Consider the following 22,456-nt stretch of genomic DNA (forward strand, 5'->3'; position numbering starts at 1 on the left):
GAAATGAAGAGCGGGTGAATTTTAGTTGGATTTTCGTCACTTAAATTCATCCTTTTGCACTGATCCGGACGATTAGATGGAAAAACGCCACCTAATTCGGTGATATATCTGCGTACAGGTAAATTGGGCGCATTTAAGTGATCTTTTTCCAACTAAGTCACTAATATCGTTGTTTAATGAAGAATTAGGTGACGAAAATCCACTTAATTCAATACAGGGCGCCCAAAGATTGGTTACTCAACACACGGTTACGCAACAAACTCCCATATAGCACCAAGCTCTCATATATCAACAAACTCTCGCTTAACACCCAACTCCCGCATATCACCAAGCTCTCACATGATACCAAGCGCTCACATTGCACCCAACTTCCACATGACGCCAAACTCTCACATTGCACCTAACTCCCAAATAGCACCACGACGTCTAACAAGTTAACTAAGCGGCTCAACTCAACAACCGGCCTTAAATACATTTATCTATAGGAGTAGGAGTGTAACAGAAATGGCAAAGCATACTGCAAAATCACTGCGCAGCAGTGTTATGTACTCGGTGTACGTCCGCAACCACAGTGAGGAGGGGACATTCCGCGCGGTGGAGCGCGATCTCGGGCGCATCCGCAGCCTTGGGGTGGACATGATATGGCTCCTGCCGGTCCATCCGATCGGTACCGCCGAGCGCAAAGGCGGCTTAGGCAGCCCATATGCCAATCAGGACTACCGGGAAATTAACCCGGAGCTGGGCACGCTCGAGGACTTCATGTCACTGGTCGGCGCGATCCGTGAGCACGGGATGAAATGCATCATCGACGTGGTGTACAACCATACCTCGCCGGATTCGGTGCTGGTCAGCGAGCATCCCGAATTTTTCTATAGAACGCCGGAAGGGAAGCTTGGCAATAAAGCCGGAGACTGGGCTGATATTGTGGACCTTGACTATAACTGTCCGGAGCTGTGGGACTACCAGATTGAGACGCTGAAAAGGTGGGCGGGCATCGTCGACGGCTTCCGCTGCGACGTTGCACCGCTGCTGCCGCTGGCATTCTGGGAGCGGGCTGTGAAGGAAGTCTGCGAGGTCAACCCGGGCTGCCTGTGGCTGGCCGAATCCATCGAGCCCGATTTCATTAGGCACCTGCGTTCGCTCGGTATGACCGGGCTCAGCGATGCGGAAACACTGCAGGCATTTGATGCCTGCTATGACTACGACGTCTATCCGTATTACAGCGGTTATCTGGCCGGAGAGATCACGCTTGCAAGCTACGTAGAGAAAATTAACGCCCAGGAGTATCTGTACCCGGATAACTACGTTAAGCTGCGGTTTCTGGAAAATCACGACCGGCCTCGGGCCAAAGCGCTCATTCCGGACGAGCAGAGCCTGATCAACTGGACGGCTTTCCTGTATTTCCAGAAGGGCATGACGCTGATCTACGGCGGACAGGAAACGGCGAACACCGTTTGCCCTGACCTGTTCGACAAGGATACGGTCAGCTGGGATACCGGGACTGACTTGTCCTGGTTGTTCGCTGCGCTGTATCCAGTCAAGCAGAAGGAGATTGTGGCGGAGGGCATCTGCCATCTGCGCGCATTAGAGGAAGAGGACATCGTAACAGGAACATACACTTGGGGCAGACGGAAGCTGGCCGGCGTATTCAGCCTGAAGGGCAGGGAAGCCGAGGTAGACACAGGCCTGCCGGATGGAAGCTACCAGAGCCTGATCGACGGCAGCGAGGTCACAGTCTATGGCGGCGGCAAGCTGTTTTGTACCGGCCGGCCCGTCATTATTGAGCAGGTGTAAGCCCGCGTAACATACTGTAAGAGATACCGCTGGAAGCAGAAACTGCTGCTTGGCGGTATTTTTGCATGCGGAAGAAGTCCATACTGTCCTGCTGCCTGCCAAGCCGAAAGTCCGGATAACAGCAGCGAAAGTCCGCATTGCGCATACCGGTCTGCTGCCCGGGGAACCGTGCAGCCCGGAAGCTTTTATACCAATCATAAAAGTCCGGTTAACGCGCCCATTAGGTCCGGCAGCCGCCGATCCCTTAAAGATATACTTTAGGTACTTAAACAGATAAACACATTCAGGAGGGGATTTCATGAGATCCGGTCAAGCCAGTTCCGGGGGGACGCTTACGGCGGTGAAAAGAAACTGGGGGCTGTATTTGCTGCTGCTGCCCGCGGTGGTGCTGTCGCTGCTGTTTGCGTACAAACCGATGTACGGGATACTTATTGCTTTTAAGGATTACAGCCCGGCTTTGGGGATTACGGAGAGTCCGTGGGCGGGGTTCAAATATTTTGAGAAGTTTTTTAACTCCTATCAGTTCTCCAACACGATTAAAAACACGCTGATTATCAGCCTGTACAGTCTCGTAACCTTTCCGATTCCGATCATCCTGGCGCTGATGGTGAACCAGATGCGTCCGAACCGGTTCCGGCGCTTTTTCCAGACCGTTTCGTATATGCCGCACTTCATCTCCACCGTGGTCATGGTCGGGCTGATGGTCATTCTGCTGTCGCCAAGCACCGGTCTGGTCGGTAACCTGTTCAGCCTGTTCGGCAAGGAAGCGCCCGATCTGCTCGGCTCCTCGTCGCTGTTCAGCAGTGTGTACGTCTGGTCGGATGTGTGGCAGCATGTCGGCTGGGACAGCATTATTTTTATCGCGGCATTGTCTGCGGTTGATCCGAGCCTATATGAAGCTGCAACCGTGGACGGGGCGAGCCGCTGGCACAAGGTGCGTTATGTCGATATTCCGATGCTGATGCCGACGGCAGTTACGCTGCTCATTCTGCGTGTCGGGGGGCTGCTTGGGGTTGGCTTTGAAAAAGTGTACCTGATGCAGAACGACCTCAACGCCACCTCGAGCGAAATTTTGTCCACCTATGTATATAAAATCGGTCTGCTCAGCAGCCAGTACAGCTTCTCGTCGGCCGTCAACCTGTTCAACACCGTCATTAACTTCATACTGCTGATTATCGTCAACCAGATTTCCAAAAAAATCAGCGAAAACAGCCTGTGGTAGAAGGAGGAGTTCACAATGGGAGTACTTACACCTGCAGTTAAAGAGCCTAAGGGGAAAATAAAAAACAACCGCTCCTCCGATAGCATGATGGAGATTGTGCTGTATGTGATTGCGGTATTGTTTCTGACTATTCTGATTTATCCGCTGTATTTCATCGTTATCGCTTCCTTCAGTGACCCTTCGGCGGTGGCCGGCGGCCAGGTCTGGCTGTTCCCGAAAGGGTTCACGCTCGACGGCTACAAGGAGCTGCTGCGCCATAGTAATATCTGGATCGGCTACCGCAATACCATCCTGTACACAATCGTCGGCACGCTCATCGGCCTGGTTGTTAATATCTGCGCTGCCTATGCGCTTTCGCGTAAAGACCTGAAGGGGCGTAATTTTCTGTCGCTGTTCTTTATTTTTACGATGTTTTTTAACGGCGGGCTGATTCCGACCTTTCTGACGGTCCGTGATTTTCATATGTATGACACGTTTCTGGTTATGGTTCTACCATTCTCGGTTGGCGTGTATAACATCATTGTTGCCCGTACGTTTTTTCAGACCAGTATTCCGGGCGACCTGTGGGAGGCGGCTCAGATTGACGGGTGCGGGAATCTCCGGTTTTTTACGGGAATTGTGCTGCCGCTGTCCAAGGCGATTATTGCCGTGCTGGGCTTGTGGATTGCCGTCGGCCACTGGAATTCGTATTTCAACGCCCTGATCTATCTCAAAAATCCCAATCTGCATCCGCTGCAGCTGATCCTCCGCAACATCCTCATCACCAACCAGATGCAGTCCGGCATCGGGTCCGGTGAGGCGGCGCAGCTGGCGCTGCGGCTGGCTAATATGATGCGATACTCCGTCATTATTGTGGCGACGGTTCCGATTATGTGCGTGTATCCGTTCATCCAAAAATACTTTAACCAGGGGGTTATGATCGGCGCGGTAAAGGAGTAGTTCTTAACGGCGCGCCGGTTATAGCCGGAAATGAGGTCATATGATTATGAAAAATGTTATGCAGGAGCAGCGGCCGCTGCCTGAGCATCTGAAGCTGGAGGTGCGTCCTGTTGCCGGTCCTGAAGCGGTTATTGAAGGAGAGGGCTTCCGGATCACTGTTCTGACCCCGAAGCTGCTTCGCCTGGAATACCATCCTGCCGGCAGGTTCGAGGATCGGGCAACCCAGACTGTGCTGAACCGGGATTTTCCGGTGCCGGAGTTCCAGCTGGTGGATCACGGTAACAAGCTGGAGATTATAACGGATAGGCTGCATTTGAGCTATGACAAGCAGCCTTTCTCCCGCTACGGGCTTAATGTGCGTGTGCGTAACGGGTCAGGCCACCTGATGGGGGTCTGGCATTACGGCGACACGCCGCAGGATCTGGGGGGGACGGCCCGGACGCTGGATAATGCGGACGGGGCGATCCCGCTTGCGCCAGGGCTGATGTCCCGCGGCGGCTATACGGTGATGGACGACAGCCGCTCGCTGCTGCTGGAGGAGGACGGGGAGGTTACGCCGCGTGAAGCGGGCGGGACGGATTTCTATTTCTTCGGTTACGGGCATGATTATCTGGATTGCCTGAAGGACTTCTACCGGCTCAGCGGTCCGGCGCCGCTTCTGCCGCGCTATGCCCTTGGCAACTGGTGGAGCCGGTATTACCCATACAGCGCAGATGAGTATCTGGCCTTGATGGAGAGGTTCGAGCAGGAGCAGATTCCTTTCTCAGTTGCGGTAATTGATATGGACTGGCATCTGGTCGATGTCGATCCGCAGTACGGCAGCGGCTGGACGGGCTATACATGGAACCGGAGGCTGTTCCCGGACCCGCAGCAGTTCCTGGCCAGGCTGCATGAGCGGGGGCTGCATGTAACGCTGAATGTTCACCCGGCAGACGGCGTGCGCGCTTTCGAGGACCCTTATCTGGCGATTGCCGGAGAGCTTGGGCTGGACCCGGAAAAGGGCGATGCCGTGGAGTTTGATATCACCGATCCGAAATTCCTGCAGGCCTATTTCAAATATCTGCACCATCCGCTGGAAGAGGAAGGCGTGGACTTCTGGTGGATCGACTGGCAGCAGGGCGGAGTAACCCGGGTACCGGGGCTTGATCCGCTGTGGATGCTGAACCACTATCACTATCTGGACAGCGGGCGGCGCGGGAACAGACCGCTGACGTTCTCGCGTTATGCAGGATTAGGCAGCCACCGTTATCCGGTGGGCTTCTCCGGCGACACGATCGTCACCTGGGAATCGCTTGCGTTCCAGCCGTACTTCACGGCGAGTGCGGCGAATGCCGGCTACGGCTGGTGGAGCCACGACATCGGCGGCCACATGCAGGGCTATCTCGACGATGAGCTGGTGATGCGCTGGGTGCAGTTCGGCGTGTTCTCGCCGGTGCTGCGGCTGCACAGCTCAGCCAGCCCGTTCAACAGCAAGGAGCCCTGGCGGTTCAACCCGGTTGCGGAAGCAGCAATGAAGGAAGCGCTGCGCCTGCGGCACCGGCTGATTCCCTACCTGTACACGATGAACCGCTACGCGAGTGTGGACGGGCTGCCGCTGGTTCGGCCGCTGTATTATCATCATCCCGAGCAGCCGGAGGCTTACGGGGTGCCGAACCAGTATTATTTCGGCACCGAGCTGATGGCCTGCCCGATTACCTCCCCGGTGGACCGCCGGACCGGAATGGCGGAGTTCACGGCGTGGCTGCCGGAGGGCCGCTGGTATGACTTTTTCAGCGGCCGGGGGTATGACGGCGGCCGCAGCCTTGCGTTGTACCGGAATCTGGAGACCATTCCGGTGCTGGCGAAGGCCGGGGCGATTGTTCCGCTGGCTGATCTCAGCGGATACACCCCGTCTACGGCGAACCCGCGGGAGCTGGAGGTTAAGGTGTTCGCCGGCGCAAACGGCAGCTTCCACCTGTGGGAGGATGCGGAGGCGGCGGGGGCGCGGGCTGATGGAGAGAGTGTTGAGTCTGCAGTGGAGGGCGTGGAACATAATACGGCTGCATCGCAGGAACGGATGGAAGGTGGAACTACGGAGTACCTAAAGCCCAATAAGGCGGCATTGCACTACCGTGGAAATGGTGAAGTTTTGTCGGGAGAAGGAGAGGGTGATGGTTCTGCAGTGGAGGGCGTGGAGCACAATGCTGCTGCGTCAGGGGACCGTGAGGAGAACTGGTGCGTTACGGAGATGAGCCTAAGCTGGGGGGATTGCGCCAGCTTTACGATTCATCCAGCCAGCGGCAACCTCGCTGCCCTGCCTCCACTGCGCAGCTGGAAGCTCTGCTTCACCGGCGTGGCCGATACGCAGGTGAAGGTGCTGGCCGGCGGTGCGGAGACGGCAGCGGATACAGCGTATGACCATTCCACGCATACGCTTACTGTAACAGTCCCGGATACCGCGGTGTCCGCCGCGATTACGGTTGAACTCGCCGGCGCGCGCCTTGCCGCTAACCGGATTGAAGAGGACATATTCGCGCTGCTGAACCGGGCGCAGATTGAGTTTCAGCTGAAGGAGCAGATCTACGGGCTGGCGCGGTCCGCTGCCACGCCGGCGGCAGCGTTAGCTTCCCTGACTGCACTTAAGCTGGAGCAACCGCTGTTCGGTGCGCTGTGTGAGATCTTAACGGCGGGCTTGGGGTAAGGGAGAGCCGGGGTGAAGGCAGAGTCGGCACCAGCGCTGAGCTTTGTGAACTGCAGTATGTTTGCGGTACGCAGATGGATAGCCGCCTCACCGGCCGGGCTAAGTTGTTCCGGCTGAGCTCCGGCAGCTAAATTAGCTCGTCTCTCTAACGCACGCCCCTGCTCATACGTTGTGTGTGAGGCAGCCTTTCACTCATTGGGCAGAATAACAAACTATAGAAATTAAAATAGCTGCACAATGTGCAGTTATATCCAAGGAAAATGTGATCCTCAGCGATATAACTGCACTTGGTGCAGCTATTTCCGCCCAAAACGGCGAAAACAGGCTTTTCCCGGCAGTTTAGTTGCACGAAATACAGTTAAAATGATCTTTCGGAGAAAAACAGACGTTTTAGTTGTACAAAGTGCAGTTAAGGCGAAGCATCTGAGGAGGGGGAAGTTTCCTTCATGCTACGTCGTGCAGCTACTAATGATTGTGTCCGGAAATCTGCAGACAACAGCGGCCGGAAGTCTGCGCATCCACTGAAACAAGGCAAATCCTAAACCATAAAAACACTAGTTCAAGCTATATAAACTAAAAAAGCAGCTTGCTTTCCACTAATATAAAAGCTATTATAGACTTATAAAGTCTGTGATTGAAGATTGAGGTGGAACATGAAATACTCCAAAGCGACGAACTATGCGCTGCATACGATGCTTTTTCTGGTCGCTGCTTCCCCAGATAAGCCTGTGGGCGTGCAGCAGCTGGCTGAACGGCAGCATGTATCGCCGACGTATCTGTCGAAGATCCTGACCAAGCTGGTGAAGGCGGGATTGATCCAGTCTGTATCGGGTGCGAACGGCGGGTATCAGCTTAAGCAGAAGAAGGATGATATTTCTTTTCTAGATGTGATTCATGCGATTGAGGGGACGGCGTCGCTGTTTGACTGCACGCTGAATCATTCCAGTGAATGCCTGATCCAGCAGGTGATGGTGGAGGCAGAGAACCGGATGGAAGACTATCTGCAGAACAAGAAGCTCTCTGAGCTTGCTGCAAAAGTAACGGTGGATTTATAAACGCCGTTATTTTTATGGCTTGATTATAGATATAAGAAGTCTTTTAAGTCTTTTGTATAACCGGCAGTGTGTTACAGGTATTATCAGCAGTTTACTAAACGAAAAGGGATGATGAAGTATGAATAATCATTTATTTGATGCACAGGTATGGGAGCAGGCGTGGAAGGAAGACCCGAAATCCTACATCAATTTGACAAGGAAGGCCGGTGTGGACCCTACCCGCTCCTTCGATTCAAAAGCGCATACGTTTAACGAAGAGGTATTCAGCGAAGGCGGAAGGCAGAGGGCAGAGCGGATTATCGGCTGGATGGAGGGGCAGGGTGTTGATTTTAACGGATTGACGGTGCTGGATATCGGCGCAGCTTCGGGCGGGTTCAGTGTGCCGTTTGCCGAGCGCGGGGCGAAGGTAACCGCCGTAGAGCCGAATGCGCTGCTGGCCGATTTGTTTGAAGCGAACAAAGCCCGTGTCAGTGAGGGAAAAGCCGAAATCACTCTGGTACGCGAAGCCTTTGAGGATATTGATCTGGCGGCTAAGGGATGGGAGCAGGCGTTTGATCTTGTTTTTGTCTCGATGTGTCCGGCTGTGTCCGACTGGGCGGGCGCGGAGCGTGTGATCAGCTGTGCCAGTCAATTCTGTTATATCAGCACTTCAGCCGGCTCAAGGCGGCATAGTCTGCTGAATGAGGTACTCCCGCTGTTTACAGGAGAGGCGGCCCCGCTTGCCGAAGCCTCCGAAATGGCTTATCTGCTGAATCTGCTCTATCTAAAGGACTACGCCTTTGAGTCAATAGTAACCAAGGAAATGAAGAGCGCGGAATATACTGTTGAAGCGGCCATTGACGAGGTTCTTCAGCTGTTGAGACACCACCGTCTGACAGACAGTGACGCTACCCGGAAAATCGTTTCCGACTATATGAACGTCACGTATCCGGATGGGACAATGACTGTACAGCAGGGCGGACGTTTCGGCAAGGTACTGATCCGGCTGCGGGATGAGAATATGTACAGCAGAGCGTAAATTCACCTGCCGCATGTATTGAAGCTATATAAAAGCTGCACTTGGCGTACCAGCCAAGCGTGCATTGTAATAGAGACATTTATACGCCGCCCCGCTGACATCTTCGGCCGGAGGCGGTTTTTTCTGCTTGTTGAGCGCTGCAGAATAAGCGTTGCAGATTGTCCCCTTTCACAATTTTCCGTTTTAAGGTAAACTGATTGAAACTGGTTTCAAAAAAATGGCGGGGAGTGTGAAGGAATGGCGACGATTATCGATGTTGCGCGTTTGGCGGGAGTGTCGAAGACCACCGTATCCCGGGTGATCAACAACTATCCGCATATTTCAGCGGACAAGAAGAAACAGGTGCTCAATGCCATGGAGGAGCTGGGGTTCACGCCGAATCTCTCGGCCAGAAGGCTGAGAGGCCAGGTAGCGACAACAATTGCGGTGGTGGTGCCGAAGATAGTGAATCCTTTTTTCTCCTATCTGGTTGACGCTATTGAGCAGGTAGGCTATAAGAACGGTTACCAGACCCTGATCTGCCAGACGAATGAGGACAAAGAGAAGGAACTGGCTTATTTGAACTTGCTGAAGACCAAGCAGGCTGATGGCATTATTATGACTTCCATAGAAAATGACTGGGAGACGATCAAGCCTTATATTGAATACGGCCCGATTGTTCTCTGTAATGAATACGTGAGCAGGGTTGACGTACCGATGATCCGTGTGGACCAGTATCAGGGGACGTATGTCGGTGTGAAGCATCTGATTGAACAGGGCCACCGCAAGATTGCCTACTGTACAGGCGGGCTTTTCACCGAATTCGGCAAAGACAAGGACCGCAACCACGGATACCAGAGGGCGCTGGAGGAAGCGGGCATCGCCGTCAATCCGAACTGGATTCTGGTTGATAAGCACACCATAGAAGACGGGAAGCTGGTTATGCGCCAGTTGCTGGAGATGAAGGACCGTCCAACCGCCGTGTTTACAGGCAGCGATGAAATTGCCAGCGGTCTTATGATGGCAGCTAAGCAAGCGGGACTGTCCGTACCCGGGGATCTTGCTATTCTCGGATTCGATGACCAGCCGATTGCTGAAGTGCTTGAACCGGCGCTCAGCACGATCCGCCAGCCGATTGAGCAGATGGGCCGTAAAGCCGGCGAGATCCTTCTGGCGATGCTGGAACAGGCTGATCTGGAGCCCGCAGTGTACGAACTGCCGGTGGAATTAATCGTCCGAAAGTCCACTTAGAGAGTAGTGTGGATTTCCGGGCAATTTTTTCTGTTTTTATCGGTAACGATACCAAAGGTTTTAAGAATCTTCAAATAGTAATCTTCTTTTTCCATCCTCTTAAAGCCTGTTTTTATCATTGTTTTTGCTTTTATCTAATAAATGGTTTTAAAATATGTGTTGAAACCGTTACCTAAAGGTGCTAAAGTATAGCCATATTCATATTGCAGAGACGGGGTGAGGACATTCGTATTTTAAATTGGTATCGTTCCCAATCGCTCTGCTAAAGTGAATTGATTATTGATTACACAGGTAAATACGTAAACGGAGGGGTTATTTTTGAAAAAGACAATTGGATTATTTCTCGCTTCGATGATGGTCATTTCGCTCACAGCCTGCGGCAGCTCCAAGAATGAAGGTTCGAATACAGCTGCAAACGGAAAAGTCAGTATTATCATCACTAACGGTAAAGGTGAAATCGCTTCCCAGTGGGAGCAGGCGGCTAAAGACTTCATGGCGGCCAATCCGGATATTACGGTCGAAGCCGTTTCGGGTGCGGTTGGTGAAACGATCAATCTGGTCGATAAGCTGACGGCCTCGGGTAAAACCGTAACAATGGCGATGATGTCCCCGGACTCCATAACAAACAAATATAAGGATTTCGGGATTGATCTGTCTGCCGAGAAATGGAACGAAGAGACAGTCTACGGGGTTAAAGATGCGAACGGCGTCATTGCCGGCTTCCCGTTTTCAATCGAAGGCTTTGGACTTGTCTACAACAAAAAGGTAGTAGAAAAGGCAGTTGGCGGCGATTTCGATCCGTTCTCTATTAACACCCGCGACAAATTAAAAGAGCTGCTGGATAAGATTCAGGTCTCCGGCGTGAAATATCCGGTTGCCTACCAGACTGAGAACTGGTCGGTTGCCAATCATTACAGCACACAGTTCATTAATCAGGCAGAGGACCCGAATACCATTGTCGACCAGCTGAAGGCCGGAACGCTGGACCTGGCAAGCAATGATGTGTGGAACGGCTACTATGACACGCTGGACTTGCTGGTATCCGCGCAGTACAACAAATATGGCGAACGCCCGCTTGGCAAATACTATGATGATGCACATGTAAGCGTTGGCAAAGGCGAATCTGCGCTCCTGTTCAACGGGAACTGGGCGTACGATTCCCTGCAGGCGGTCAGCGGTGAAGAATTTGGCTTCCTGCCGGTGCCGGTTGACAACAATCCGGATAACCCGCTGAACAATAAAATTGCAGCCGGACCTACGAATGTTCTGGTCATTAACAACGCGGCAACAGTGGAGCAGCAAGAGGCGGCTAAGAAGTTCCTGGACTGGCTCGTCTATGACCAAAAGGGACAGGATTTTCTGGTAAATCAGGCGCAAATTATCTCCGCTTTCAAAAATAACAGCAATAAAGTAACGAACCCGCTGGGTGCCGCCATTGCAGAGGCGGTGCAGGCAGACAAGACGCTGCCGTTCAGCTCTAACTTTGTCAAAGTCGAGGACTGGGGCAGCATTCTGGCTCCGGACATCCAGAAATACATCGCTCAGAAGGAAAGCCGGGCCGAGCTTGCCAAGGTGATCGAAGCCTATTACAAAGGTCAGAACTAATTCCATAATTGGCTGAAGGCCAGGGAAACGGATGGGCGGTATGATATCCGTTTCCCTAAACTTTAGGCTGCAAGGGGTGTGTAAGTTATATGATTTCGGAAAAAAGCTTTCTCAAGCGATTGGGCAGCCAATTGTTTTTTACCGGTCCTACAATTCTCCTGTTCGCAATTGCGGTGCTGGTACCGTTTGTCTACGGATTATATCTGACGTTTACGAACATGTCTTCACCGCTGAGTCCGCTGGAGTTCGCCGGGCTTAGTAACTACCGGACGGCCTTTGCGGATTCGAGGTTCTGGGATTCACTGATTCTTACTGTGAAATTCGTAGTTGCCACCGTCATTCTGATTAATATTCTCGGCTTTGTCCTGGCATATCTGGTCACTTCCGGAGTGAAACTGCAGAACTTCTTCCGTACCTCACTGTTCACTCCGAACCTGATCGGCGGGCTGGTGCTGGGTTATATCTGGCAGTTTATCTTTGTACAGACGCTCCCGTCCATTGGCGAAAAGCTGGGGATCGAGTGGCTGCGGCTGGGCTGGCTCGGTGACGAGCATTTGGCCTTTTGGGCGATCGTCATTGTGTCAATCTGGCAGTCCGCCGGTTATATGATGATCATTTTTGTCGCCGGACTGGTCAATGTGCCTAAGGATGTAATGGAGGCTGCGACGATCGACGGGGCAAACGGCTGGCATAAATTAAGAAAAGTAACGCTGCCGCTGATGGTTCCATCCTTTGTAGTAACCGTCTTTTTAACACTGAAGAATGCCTTCATGGTCTACGACATTAACTACTCCTTGACCGGGGGCGGACCGTATGACAGCACGACGATGGTATCAATGCAGGTTGTGAAGAAAGCTTTTATTGAAAACAACTACGGTGTCGGCCAGGCAGAAGCGTTTATCCTGTTTGCCATTGTGGCGCTGATTACCGGATTGCAGGTCTATTTCAGTAAAAAAATGGAGGTTGCTGCCTGATGAATGCCCGGAAAAAAGCCTCCTTGCTGCTAAGCTATCTGCTGCTGACCGTATTTTTTATCCTGTTTGTCTTTCCATTCTTCCTAATGATCGTCAATTCGTTTAAGACCAACGGGCAAATTCTTGAAAACCCGTTTTCCTTGCCGGCCTCACTCAGCTTTGGTCATTTTTCACAGGTTATCGAACAAATGAACTTTTTCGTTTCCTTCCGGAATACAGTTGTGATTACCTTTGTCAGTGTGCTGTTTATCGGGATTTTCTCGGCTATGACCGCTTATTACATGGTAAGACGTGCGGATAAATTCAATAACGGCCTGTTTGCGCTGATGGTTGCGTCGATGATCATCCCGTTCCAGTCGATTATGATTCCGCTCATTTATATTTACGGTGCCAAGCTGCACTGGATTGACGCGGCTCCGATTCCGCTGCTGATTGTGCTGTACATCGGTTTTGGCAGTGCGCTGTCCGTATTTATGTATCACGGCTTTGTGAAATCCATTCCCTACGAGCTGGAAGAGGCGTCGCTGCTTGACGGCTGCACCCGGCCGCAGACCTTTTTCAGAATCGTGCTGCCAATGCTGTCTCCAACATCGGTGACGATTGCCATTCTGAATGTGCTGTGGATCTGGAATGATTATCTGCTGCCCTCACTGGTGCTGACTGAAGACCGCTACTTCACCATGCCGATCAAAATGAAGGTGTTCAACGGCACGTATATGAATGATTGGGAGCTGCTGATCCCGGCGCTGCTGCTCACGATTCTGCCGATTCTGATTGCCTATCTGTTCGGCCAGCGTTTTATTATCAGAGGCGTCAGCCAGGGTGCCATTAAATAAGAGATAAAGAGAATCCCGGGAAGATAACGGATATTGGACATTACCCGGGGAGATGGAGGAAACAAGGAGCTATGGAGACTAGAAACAGCAACTGGTGGAAAGAGAGTGTCGTGTACCAGATTTACCCCCGGAGCTTTCAGGATTCTGACGGGGACGGGCAAGGAGATCTGCGCGGGATTATTAACCGCCTTGATTACTTAAGTACGCTTGGGATCGATGTAATCTGGTTATGCCCGGTGTATGATTCACCCAATGATGATAACGGATATGACATCCGTGACTATTACCGGATACAGGAAGAATTCGGTACAATGGACGATATGCTGGAGCTGATCTCAGCGGCCGCCGAGCGTGGCATCCGCCTGATTATGGATCTGGTCGCCAACCATACCTCGGATGAACACGCCTGGTTTGTGGAATCCCGCAGCGCGGGGGACAGTCCGAAACGCGACTGGTACATCTGGAAGCCGGGGCATGACGGTCAGGAGCCGACGAACTGGGAGTCCAATTTTGGGGGTTCTGCCTGGGAATATGATCCGGTGACAGGGGAGTATTATTTGCACTGCTTTTCCCGCAAGCAGCCCGATCTGAACTGGGAAAATCCGGAGGTCCGTGAGAATATTTACTCAATGATGGAGTGGTGGATTGACCATGGCATCGCAGGCTTCCGCATTGACGCCATTACGTTTATCAAGAAAAATCAGCAGTTTCCGCAGCTTGAAAGTGAAGACGGTCACCGTTATGTTCCACTTGCAGCAGCCTCCCTTAATCAGCCGGGGATTCTGGATTTCCTGCAGGAAATGAAGCAGCAGGTGCTGGCCCCGCGCAATATTATGACGGTGGCGGAGTCGCCGGGCGTGCCCATTGAGCAAATCCATGAGTTTGTGGATGAGCAGCACGGTGTTTTTAATATGATTTTCCAGTTTGATCATGTGGATCTCGATAACAAGCCGTCAGCCAAAGGTGTTTATCATCCCTGGAAGCTTACGGAGTTCAAGCACGCGTTGACTAAATGGCAGGCGGAAACGGCAGACGGCGGCTGGATGGCCCTGTTCATGGAGAACCATGATCATGTCCGTTCGGTGTCCAAATATGGCCATGACGGAGAATACCGCGAGGTTTCCGCCAAAATGCTGGCCGTCTACTATTTCCTGATGCGCGGCACCCCGTTCATTTATCAGGGCCAGGAGATCGGGATGACCAATCATTATAAGGAGTCGATCTCCGGCTACCGCGATATTGAAAGCCTGTCCTTTCACAGCCGGCAAAGGGAGCTTGGCAAGCCGGAAGCGGAAATTATGGACTATCTGGCGCTGAGAAGCCGGGATCAGGGACGGACGCCGATGCAGTGGAACAGCGGTTATGCCGCCGGGTTCACTACCGGTGAGCCGTGGATTGGACTTAATCCCGATTATCCGTCAGTTAATGTGGAGCATTCGCTTGCAGCGCAGAACTCCATCCTGCATTTTTACCGGTCACTGATTGAGCTGCGGCGGACCCATAAAGCGCTGATCTACGGCGACTTTCAGGAGATTTATACAGAGTCTGAGCAGGTTGGCGGATATACCCGGACTTATCAGGGAGAGTGCTGGACGATACTCTGCAATTTTACAGAACAGAGAGTGGCTTTGACAGAGCCGCTTGCCGGGGAGATTATTGTATCTAATACGGACGGGCATGAAGCAGGGGGGCTGAAGCCATATGAGGCTGTTATCAGCAGAACTGCTGCGGATGCAGAATAAATACAAGTACTGATGTGAATGGGAGGAAGCAGCTGTGCAGATCAAAAATGAAGCTATGCTCATCACCTATGCAGACAGCCTGGGAAGCAATCTGGAGGAGCTGAATGAAATACTGGACCGGCATCTGCAGGGGGTTGTCGGAGGGGTCCACCTGTTGCCGTTCTATCCTTCTTCAGGTGACCGGGGTTTTGCGCCGATGGACTATACCAAGGTTGACCCGGCCTTCGGGGACTGGAGCGGTGTTGAGCGGATCAGCAGTAAATATTATATGATGTATGATTTTATGATCAACCATATTTCCCGGCAGTCTCCTTATTTTCAGGATTTTTTGGAGAAAAAGGATGAGTCGGCGTATGCGGATCTGTTCATCCGTTACAAGGATTTCTGGCCGGGCGGTGAGCCGACGGCGCAGGATGTGGATCTGATCTACAAACGCAAGCCGCGTGCGCCGTATGTAGAGGTGCAGTTCAAGGACGGCAGTCAGGAAAAGGTATGGTGTACCTTTGACGAGCAGCAGATCGACCTGGATGTGACGACAGAAACGACGCGCAAATTCATTGCAGACAATCTTACCTTTCTGGCGCAAAAGGGAGCTTCCATCATCCGGCTGGATGCGTTCGCTTATGCCAATAAAAAAATCGGCACGAACTGCTTTTTCGTGGAGCCGGACATTTGGGACATGCTGAAGCTCTCCGAGCAGACCATTGCTCCTTACGGAGTCACTGTGCTTCCGGAGATTCATGAGCATTACAGCATCCAGCTGAAAATTGCGGAGCGGGATTATTATGTCTATGATTTTGCGCTGCCGATGCTGGTGCTGCATGCCCTGTTCAGCGGCAAGGTAAACCGGCTGGCCCATTGGCTGGAGATCTGCCCGCGTAAACAGTTTACTACCCTGGATACGCATGACGGGATCGGCGTGGTGGATGTGAAGGACCTGCTGACTGACGAGGAAGCGGAAATGACGCGGGAGAGCCTGTACAGCCAAGGAGCCAACGTCAAGAAAATTTACAGTACGGAAGCTTACAACAACCTGGATATTTATCAGATTAACTGCACCTATTATTCGGCGCTCGGCAATGATGATCAGGCTTATCTGCTGGCCAGAGCACTGCAATGCTTTGCGCCGGGCATTCCCCAGATTTACTATGTAGGCCTGCTTGCCGGAGTGAATGACATTGAGCTGCTGGAGCAGACGAAGGAAGGCCGCAACATCAACCGGCATTATTACAGCAAAGCCGAGGTTGAGCTGGAGACAGAGCGGCCGGTTGTACAGAGGCTGTTCAAGCTGCTGCGGTTCCGCAACAGCAGCCCGGCATTTGACGGTGAAATTGAAGTAGTGACGGTAAATGAGCAGGAGCTGCACATCGTTTGGCGGCATGAGGGATGCGGGGCGAAGCTTGAGGCTGATCTGCAGACGAAGGATTTCCGGATTATGCGGAAAGAAGCGGAGAGCGATTGGGAAGCCGTTGAAGTGTAAAAAGCTTGCAGGCTGCGCATAGAAGAGGGACCCGGAAGCCATGAATTGGCGGTCTGGGTCCCTTGTTTGCTTAGCGGATAGCCTGCGCATGTACAATGAAAGGCGTGTGTAGTGAAGCTGCCTAGCGGCCCCACGCCTCCGGCAGCGGCCCCGCCTTGCCGTACACCGGATCACTGTCCGGCAGCGGGACCTCCGCGATCTCGGGCAGCGCTGCTGCGAGATCCTCCGGGGTGGCCCGGCGGGTGTTGTAGTCCGCGCCGCCGGGATAAGCGCCGGCGACACGGAAGCCGGCTGAGCTCTGCAGCAGCTTGTGCGCCGTTCCGGCCGGCAGCACCAGTACATCCCCGGCCGACACCTCGAGTGTCCGGCCGGCATCGCCGCCAAGCTGCAGGCTGGCGGTCCCCGACATCACGCCAAGCACCTCATGCGCGTTGCTGTGGTAATGGTGGTAGCTGAACACGCCGCTTACCCAGCTGTTCAGCCAGCCGTTGTCATTGAAGATCTGCTCGGTGCGTTCCGGCTGGTTCCGCAGGGCACCTGTATACACAATGACCGGCAGCGCCGGGTTGTTCGGCAGCAGTCCGTCCTGCGGGAGAGTGAAGGCTTCGATAGCTCCCCAGGCTCCGGCTCCAGGCTGTTCAAACGGCTTCATTAAGCAATCGCCTCCTAAGTCTACAATCGTATTCCTTATTGGATTTGCTGTCTGCGGTATTGATAAGGGGTAATTCCGTACTGTTCCTTGAACAGCTTAATGAAATACTGCGGCTTCTTGTAGCCGACCAGTAGGGAGATGTCAATTACATGCAGATTGGATTCCAGCAGCAGCTGCGATGCCTTCTCCAGCCGCTTGGCGGCAATGAAGCCCGACAGGTTCTCACCGGTCTCCTGTTTATACACCTTTGACAGATAAACCGGATGGAGATGTACAATTTTACCCAGATCCTCCAGGCTCAAACCATCACCGATATGTCCGGTAATATAAGCCTGAACGGTACTGACAATATGGCTGTTCGTCAATTTGGGACTGCGCTCCAGCCGGGTGACACAGAGCAGCACGGACTGGAGCGCATCAGCGGGCTCGGCCAGCTCTTTGAAAATCCAGTCTGCCACCTCGGACTGCTGCAGCCGGCCGGACGTGAAGTACAGCAGCTGGATGAAATCAAGCAGATAGAGAATCTGCTGCTTTCTGGTTTGCAGCTTGGCGTAGCTTCGGAGGATATTTTTCCTGGCTGCTTCCAAGTCCCCATTCTCCCGTTTCGGATGGGCAGTGCAGTTCTGCAGCAGCGTACAATCCCCGGCATCCGGCTCCTCCCGGTAATAAAACCGGCAGAAGATATGCCGGACCGCATTCTTGTCCGCAAATTCAAAGCTCTCAGAGAAGGAGATATTCTCTATTTCGGCAGCAAGCGGGCCGGCACCGGATACCCGGAGCAGGCCGGTAACGGACGGGCCGGCTGTCCAGATGAAGCCTTCTGAAGCGCAGTCGTTATTCCTTAACGTGACTTCGTCTGACCCCTTAGCGTCTGAAATCTGAAAGAAGCAGTAACGTTCCTTTAGCTGATGGACAGTATCACAGGCAGCAAATTCATTGTCGCCCTCTGCGGGAGCAGCACCGCCGATAACAGACAGCAGAAAGCCCAGAGCGTCAAATTCCGCCTGCACCGGCTGCTGTTTCCGCTGCTGCTCGTCAATATTCCTCAGCACCTGCTGCATGGCTTTTTCCATATCCTCTTTGTCTACTGGCTTAAGCAGATAATCGAGGGCGCCCAGGCGGATCGCCTTTTGAGCGTAATCAAACTGTGAATAACCGGAGAGGAAGACCACCTTGGTCTTCAGCAGCTGCCCGCTGATGTGCTCCAGCAGATCAAGGCCGGAAACCTCAGGCATGCGGATATCGGTAATCAGAATATCAACGTCATTGTGGTTCAACAAGTGCTTGGCTTCCAGTGAATTGGTAGAGGTTACAACCTGCTGTACGCCGAATTTTTTCCAGTCCAGCAGATGCTTCAGATATTCAACGATATAATGCCCGTCATCCACAATCAGTAATTTCATATTCTCCTCCTTCATCCAGTGAGAAATCGATATAAGCCATAACGGACAGGCCGCCCCAGTCATTGGTGAAGAACCGCAGGCCGCTTAATTCGCCATAGGCATTTTTGAGCCGCTGATGAATATTCCACAGTCCGATGCCCCGGGCGCCCTGCGGAGGAGTCTCATTGCCCACACGGGCTGCCAGCAGCTCAAGCTGATCCGGCGTAAGTCCTTTCCCGTCATCCGCAACAAGGATCAGCGCCCCGTCATCGAGTGCTTTTACCTCAATGGAGACACGGTGGGCGCCCTGCAGCTCCTCAATGCCGTGCTGGATTGCATTTTCCACAATCGGCTGGATAATCAGCGGCATAATGCGGTGCTCCCCGAGCTCCGGCGGCAGGCTGATCTCATAATGCAGCTCTTTGCAGAGAGACATAATGGTTAAGAAATGGCCGGCAAGCTGCAGCTCGGAGGCCAGCGTGGCATCATGGCGGTCGAGCTTGGTCAGGTAACGGTAATATTCGGCCAGGTGCTTGCTCATCTGCATGACGGCCTCAGGGGAAGACTTCGCCATCGACATAATAAAGAACAGGCTATTGTAGAGAAAATGCGGATTGATCTGGGCCTGCAGCTGCTTTACCTCGGCATCCCTGCGCAGCTCGGTTTCGATTTTGAGTGAGGCGAACAGGTTCTGGGTTCTGAGTACCATATGGTTGAAGCTTTTGAACAAGGTATAAAATTCGTTGACCGGGTTCTCGCTGATCCGCGTGCTGTAGTTACCCTGCTCCACCTGATGGAATTTTTTGCCGAGCAGATGCACATTACGGTAGAAATTACGGTAGAACATCAGAATGACGGTCAGGCCGATGATCAGGATGACGACAATACTGGCGGCGAACACCTGCTGGTTGCGGTCCAGCGGAGTCAGGAAATCACTCATCCGTGTATACGTTACGAGGTAGGTATCAATAGGCTCTATGTATTTGGACAGCACATAATAGTCGTCCTCGCCGGTATGATAATCGAATTTCAGAATTTGCTGCGGATCTGGAGCAACGGTCGCCCGCGCTTTTTCCTCAATCCGGCTGTCTACCGGCTTGCTGCTAATCACAAAGCTGTCATTCACCAGTAAAAAAGCGTTGGAGCTGTCGCCGTTAACCGCTTTGCCCAGCAGTCCGGTCAGATACTCCTTCTTAAGCTTTACGCCGACGATGTACTCTATATTTGCCGGATTTTTGGGCTGATGAATATAAGGGTAGACCGAAAAGTAGTACAGGCTATTATTATAAGTCTGCCAGCCGCGCTCCATTACCTGTTCAAAAGGGAGCTTCGCCTGCGAATCATGTCCGGTCTGGATGAAGGTACCGTCCTGCTTCCAGTAAATTCCGATCGACTCTACCGCAAGGCTTGAGAATAGCTGGTCCGCTAACCGGCCGGAAATTTCATTTTTGTCCATCTGGGCATCATAGTTGCTTAGTTCCAGCTTGCGGTTCTGATAGAACCGGACATCGTTGTCGGCGGTATACTGGATTCCGTACATGCTTGCCTCGGAGATTGCCCCGTCAATAATTTCCTCTGCATAAGCCAGCTGGTTCCTGGAGGCATTGACCAGACTCTCCTGAAGCGTCCGTGAGCTAAGGGTATTCATGATATAGAACAGCCCCAGGGTAAGCAGCAGGAAAAAAATGAAGAAGTAGATGAACCGTTTCATATTCACCTTTTTAATCATATTGTCGTCCTCATTCCCAGTAATACGTATTTGTCTAATGGCTGTGCATCTGTCCGAATCTATCATAATTCATTAAATTCAAAAGAAAAAGACAATCAGGCCGCAAAATGAAAGCGCTTAGCAAAAAGGTTAAGGGATTGGTTATGATCTTCAGATTGGGACATTTTAGATTGAAAGCGCTTTTGCTAACATTAAATCTGCAACGACTACTCGGCATTCTTAAAGGGGGTAACACCAATAGCTCACGTTATAAAAAACCAGGTGCAGCCGCTAAAGACTGACATCCGGAAAAAAGGAAAAGAACCCTGGAGCAAGGAAGTGAAAAAAAGCTGGCCGCTCTATGTACTCTGTATCCCGGCACTGGTGTGTGTCCTCATTTTCGCCTACGGGCCGATGGTCGGACTGGTGATGGCTTTCCAGGATTATAAGCCCTGGCTGGGTATTACCGGTTCCGCCTGGATCGGCTGGGACAACTTCGCGAGAATCTTTCAGTACAAGGAAGCCACTCAGGCCATTACGAACACGCTGATTATCGCGGTAATCAAAATCGTTGTCGGTATTGTCGTGCCGATCATCATGGCTATCCTGTTAAGCGAAATCCGCAATATGGGTGTCAAAAAAAGCATTCAGACGCTCGTGTATCTGCCGCATTTCTTGTCATGGGTAACGGTGGCCGGCATTATGATTGACCTGCTGGGGCTCGACGGCGGCATTAACCATGTGCTGACCCAGGTGTTCGGAATCCAGCCCGTCTATTTCCTGGGTGATCCGGTCCTGTTCAGACCAACGGTCATTATCAGTGATCTGTGGAAAAACTTCGGCTTCGGCATGATTGTCTATCTGGCCGTTATTACCGGAATCGATCCGTCTTATTATGAGGCTGCCGAGATAGACGGCGCTTCCCGCTGGCAGCAGATCAGACATGTTACGCTGCCGAGCATGCTGCCGATGATCATTGTTATTGCCACACTCAGTCTGGGAAATATTCTCGATGCCGGCTTTGACCAGATCTTTAACCTCTACAATCCGCTGGTGTACAGTACGGGGGATATTATTGATACCTATGTGTACCGGTCTTCCCTGTTGAACGGCCAATACGGGTTCGGTACAGCGGTCGGGCTGTTCAAGTCAGGCATCAGCTTTGTGCTGATCGTTATTTCCTACCGTATTGCCTACAAGGTAGCCAACTACAAGATATTCTAGAAGGGAGCATGGAGAGTGTATCATAAGTCCAAGGGATATAAGATCTTCTCGTTCTTTAACTATATATTTCTGATTCTGATTGCGTTATCATGCTTCCTGCCGATGCTCCATCTGCTTGCCCAGTCGCTTAGCAGCAAATCGGCGATCAACGGCAATCTGGTGTCCTTCTGGCCGGTGGACTTCAATCTAGACGCCTACGCCAAAACCTTCAGAAACACCAACTTTACCGGCTCCATGCAGATCTCTGTATTCCGGACGGTACTGGGAACCTTAATCAGCATGTTTGTCATTACGACGGCCGGCTATGCGTTATCCAAGGATTTCCGCGGGCGGAATGTGCTGATGTGGATTTTTATCTTCACCATGCTGTTCTCCGGAGGCCTAATTCCGTCCTATATCCTGGTTACGAAGCTGGGCTTCAAGGACACGATCTGGTCGCTGGTGCTGCCCGGCGCCTTTGGCGCTTACAACCTGATTCTGATTATGAATTTCTTCAAAACCATTCCGAAGGCGCTGGAGGAAGCGGCGTTTATCGACGGTGCCTCATTCTTTGTTATTTTCCGCAAAATCTATCTGCCGCTCTCCCTTCCCGGACTGGCAACGGTAGGCTTGTTCATTATGGTCGGCCACTGGAATGCCTGGTTTGACGGAATCCTCTATATGTCGAGTACCGAGAACTATCCGCTGGCTTCCTTTCTGCAGACGGTTGTGGTGCAGGGCTCGGCCCAGAGCATGGCGCTCAGCCAATCGGAAGCGGCAGCATTATCAGAGCAGAGCATCAAGGCTGCGCAGATCTTTATCAGCACCTTGCCGATTATCCTCGTCTATCCATTTTTGCAGAAGTATTTCGTAAAAGGCATTGTACTGGGTGCAGTCAAGGAGTAGCAGAAGCAGATACATCCTAAATTCAACCTA

17 protein-coding genes are annotated in these 22,456 nt (G+C 52.3%); 14 read left to right on the forward strand and 3 right to left on the reverse strand.

Annotated elements, in window-relative coordinates; all coding sequences use genetic code 11:
- Nucleotides 1-504 precede the first annotated feature (504 nt).
- The 12 genes from BN3772_RS04775 to gtfA all read left to right on the forward strand — a co-directional run bounded on the left by BN3772_RS04775 (nt 505) and on the right by gtfA (nt 16,575).
- Nucleotides 505-1,794 (forward strand): alpha-amylase family glycosyl hydrolase, encoded by a 1,290-nt coding sequence (locus BN3772_RS04775; protein WP_042197242.1) that lies wholly within the window; start codon nt 505-507, stop codon nt 1,792-1,794.
- Nucleotides 1,795-2,092: 298 nt separating this feature from the next.
- A complete protein-coding gene (locus BN3772_RS04780) occupies nt 2,093-3,016 on the forward strand; it encodes an ABC transporter permease (protein WP_042197245.1) in 924 nt (307 codons plus the stop codon).
- A gap of 15 nt (nt 3,017-3,031) precedes the next feature.
- Entirely contained in the window at nt 3,032-3,955 is a 924-nt protein-coding gene (locus BN3772_RS04785) for a carbohydrate ABC transporter permease (protein ID WP_042197248.1), read from the forward strand.
- A gap of 46 nt (nt 3,956-4,001) precedes the next feature.
- Nucleotides 4,002-6,635: a glycoside hydrolase family 31 protein gene (locus tag BN3772_RS04790; RefSeq protein WP_244444683.1), complete on the forward strand. Its 2,634-nt coding sequence runs from the start codon at nt 4,002-4,004 to the stop codon at nt 6,633-6,635.
- A gap of 653 nt (nt 6,636-7,288) precedes the next feature.
- Complete coding sequence (locus tag BN3772_RS04795) at nt 7,289-7,690, forward strand: Rrf2 family transcriptional regulator (protein WP_039875398.1); 402 nt, start codon at nt 7,289-7,291, stop codon at nt 7,688-7,690.
- A gap of 118 nt (nt 7,691-7,808) precedes the next feature.
- The gene (locus BN3772_RS04800; RefSeq protein WP_042197250.1) at nt 7,809-8,708 is read left to right on the forward strand and encodes a class I SAM-dependent methyltransferase; all 900 of its coding nucleotides are present in this window, start codon (nt 7,809-7,811) and stop codon (nt 8,706-8,708) included.
- A gap of 237 nt (nt 8,709-8,945) precedes the next feature.
- Nucleotides 8,946-9,938 carry a LacI family DNA-binding transcriptional regulator gene (locus BN3772_RS04805; protein WP_042197253.1) on the forward strand — a complete coding sequence of 331 codons (993 nt, stop codon included), beginning with the start codon at nt 8,946-8,948 and terminating at the stop codon, nt 9,936-9,938.
- 318 nt (nt 9,939-10,256) lie between these two features.
- A complete protein-coding gene (locus BN3772_RS04810; protein ID WP_052380380.1) occupies nt 10,257-11,543 on the forward strand; it encodes an ABC transporter substrate-binding protein in 1,287 nt (428 codons plus the stop codon).
- An 89-nt stretch (nt 11,544-11,632) separates the two neighbouring features.
- Complete coding sequence (locus tag BN3772_RS04815; RefSeq protein WP_042197256.1) at nt 11,633-12,517, forward strand: carbohydrate ABC transporter permease; 885 nt, start codon at nt 11,633-11,635, stop codon at nt 12,515-12,517.
- Entirely contained in the window at nt 12,517-13,353 is an 837-nt protein-coding gene (locus BN3772_RS04820) for a carbohydrate ABC transporter permease (RefSeq protein WP_042197258.1), read from the forward strand. The genes BN3772_RS04815 and BN3772_RS04820 overlap by 1 nt, the downstream gene beginning before the upstream one ends.
- 71 nt (nt 13,354-13,424) lie before the next feature.
- The gene (locus BN3772_RS04825) at nt 13,425-15,095 is read left to right on the forward strand and encodes an alpha-glucosidase (RefSeq protein WP_042197260.1); all 1,671 of its coding nucleotides are present in this window, start codon (nt 13,425-13,427) and stop codon (nt 15,093-15,095) included.
- A 34-nt stretch (nt 15,096-15,129) separates the two neighbouring features.
- Nucleotides 15,130-16,575, forward strand: coding sequence for a sucrose phosphorylase (gtfA, locus tag BN3772_RS04830; RefSeq protein WP_042197262.1), 1,446 nt, complete (start codon nt 15,130-15,132; stop codon nt 16,573-16,575).
- A 121-nt stretch (nt 16,576-16,696) separates the two neighbouring features.
- On the opposite strand, the gene BN3772_RS04835 is transcribed toward gtfA, so the two are convergent.
- The 3 genes from BN3772_RS04835 to BN3772_RS04845 are packed head-to-tail and all read right to left on the reverse strand — an operon-like array spanning nt 16,697 to nt 20,338.
- Nucleotides 16,697-17,227 carry a cupin domain-containing protein gene (locus tag BN3772_RS04835; RefSeq protein WP_042197265.1) on the reverse strand — a complete coding sequence of 177 codons (531 nt, stop codon included), beginning with the start codon at nt 17,225-17,227 and terminating at the stop codon, nt 16,697-16,699.
- 35 nt (nt 17,228-17,262) lie between these two features.
- Complete coding sequence (locus BN3772_RS04840; RefSeq protein ID WP_052380381.1) at nt 17,263-18,630, reverse strand: response regulator transcription factor; 1,368 nt, start codon at nt 18,628-18,630, stop codon at nt 17,263-17,265.
- A complete protein-coding gene (locus tag BN3772_RS04845) occupies nt 18,608-20,338 on the reverse strand; it encodes a sensor histidine kinase (protein WP_042197267.1) in 1,731 nt (576 codons plus the stop codon). Before BN3772_RS04845 ends, BN3772_RS04840 begins: the two co-directional genes overlap by 23 nt.
- Nucleotides 20,339-20,656: 318 nt before the next feature.
- On the opposite strand from BN3772_RS04845, the gene BN3772_RS04850 reads away from it, so the two are divergent.
- Together BN3772_RS04850 and BN3772_RS04855 are read left to right on the forward strand one after the other, a co-directional pair.
- Nucleotides 20,657-21,541 (forward strand): ABC transporter permease, encoded by an 885-nt coding sequence (locus BN3772_RS04850; RefSeq protein ID WP_081947872.1) that lies wholly within the window; start codon nt 20,657-20,659, stop codon nt 21,539-21,541.
- A 15-nt stretch (nt 21,542-21,556) separates the two neighbouring features.
- Entirely contained in the window at nt 21,557-22,426 is an 870-nt protein-coding gene (locus tag BN3772_RS04855) for a carbohydrate ABC transporter permease (protein ID WP_042197269.1), read from the forward strand.
- Nucleotides 22,427-22,456: the final 30 nt, after the last annotated feature.

Origin of the sequence: Paenibacillus camerounensis, assembly GCF_000723885.1 — a bacterium.
In the GTDB taxonomy this organism is placed as follows: Bacteria; Bacillota; Bacilli; order Paenibacillales; family Paenibacillaceae; genus Paenibacillus_AQ; species Paenibacillus_AQ camerounensis.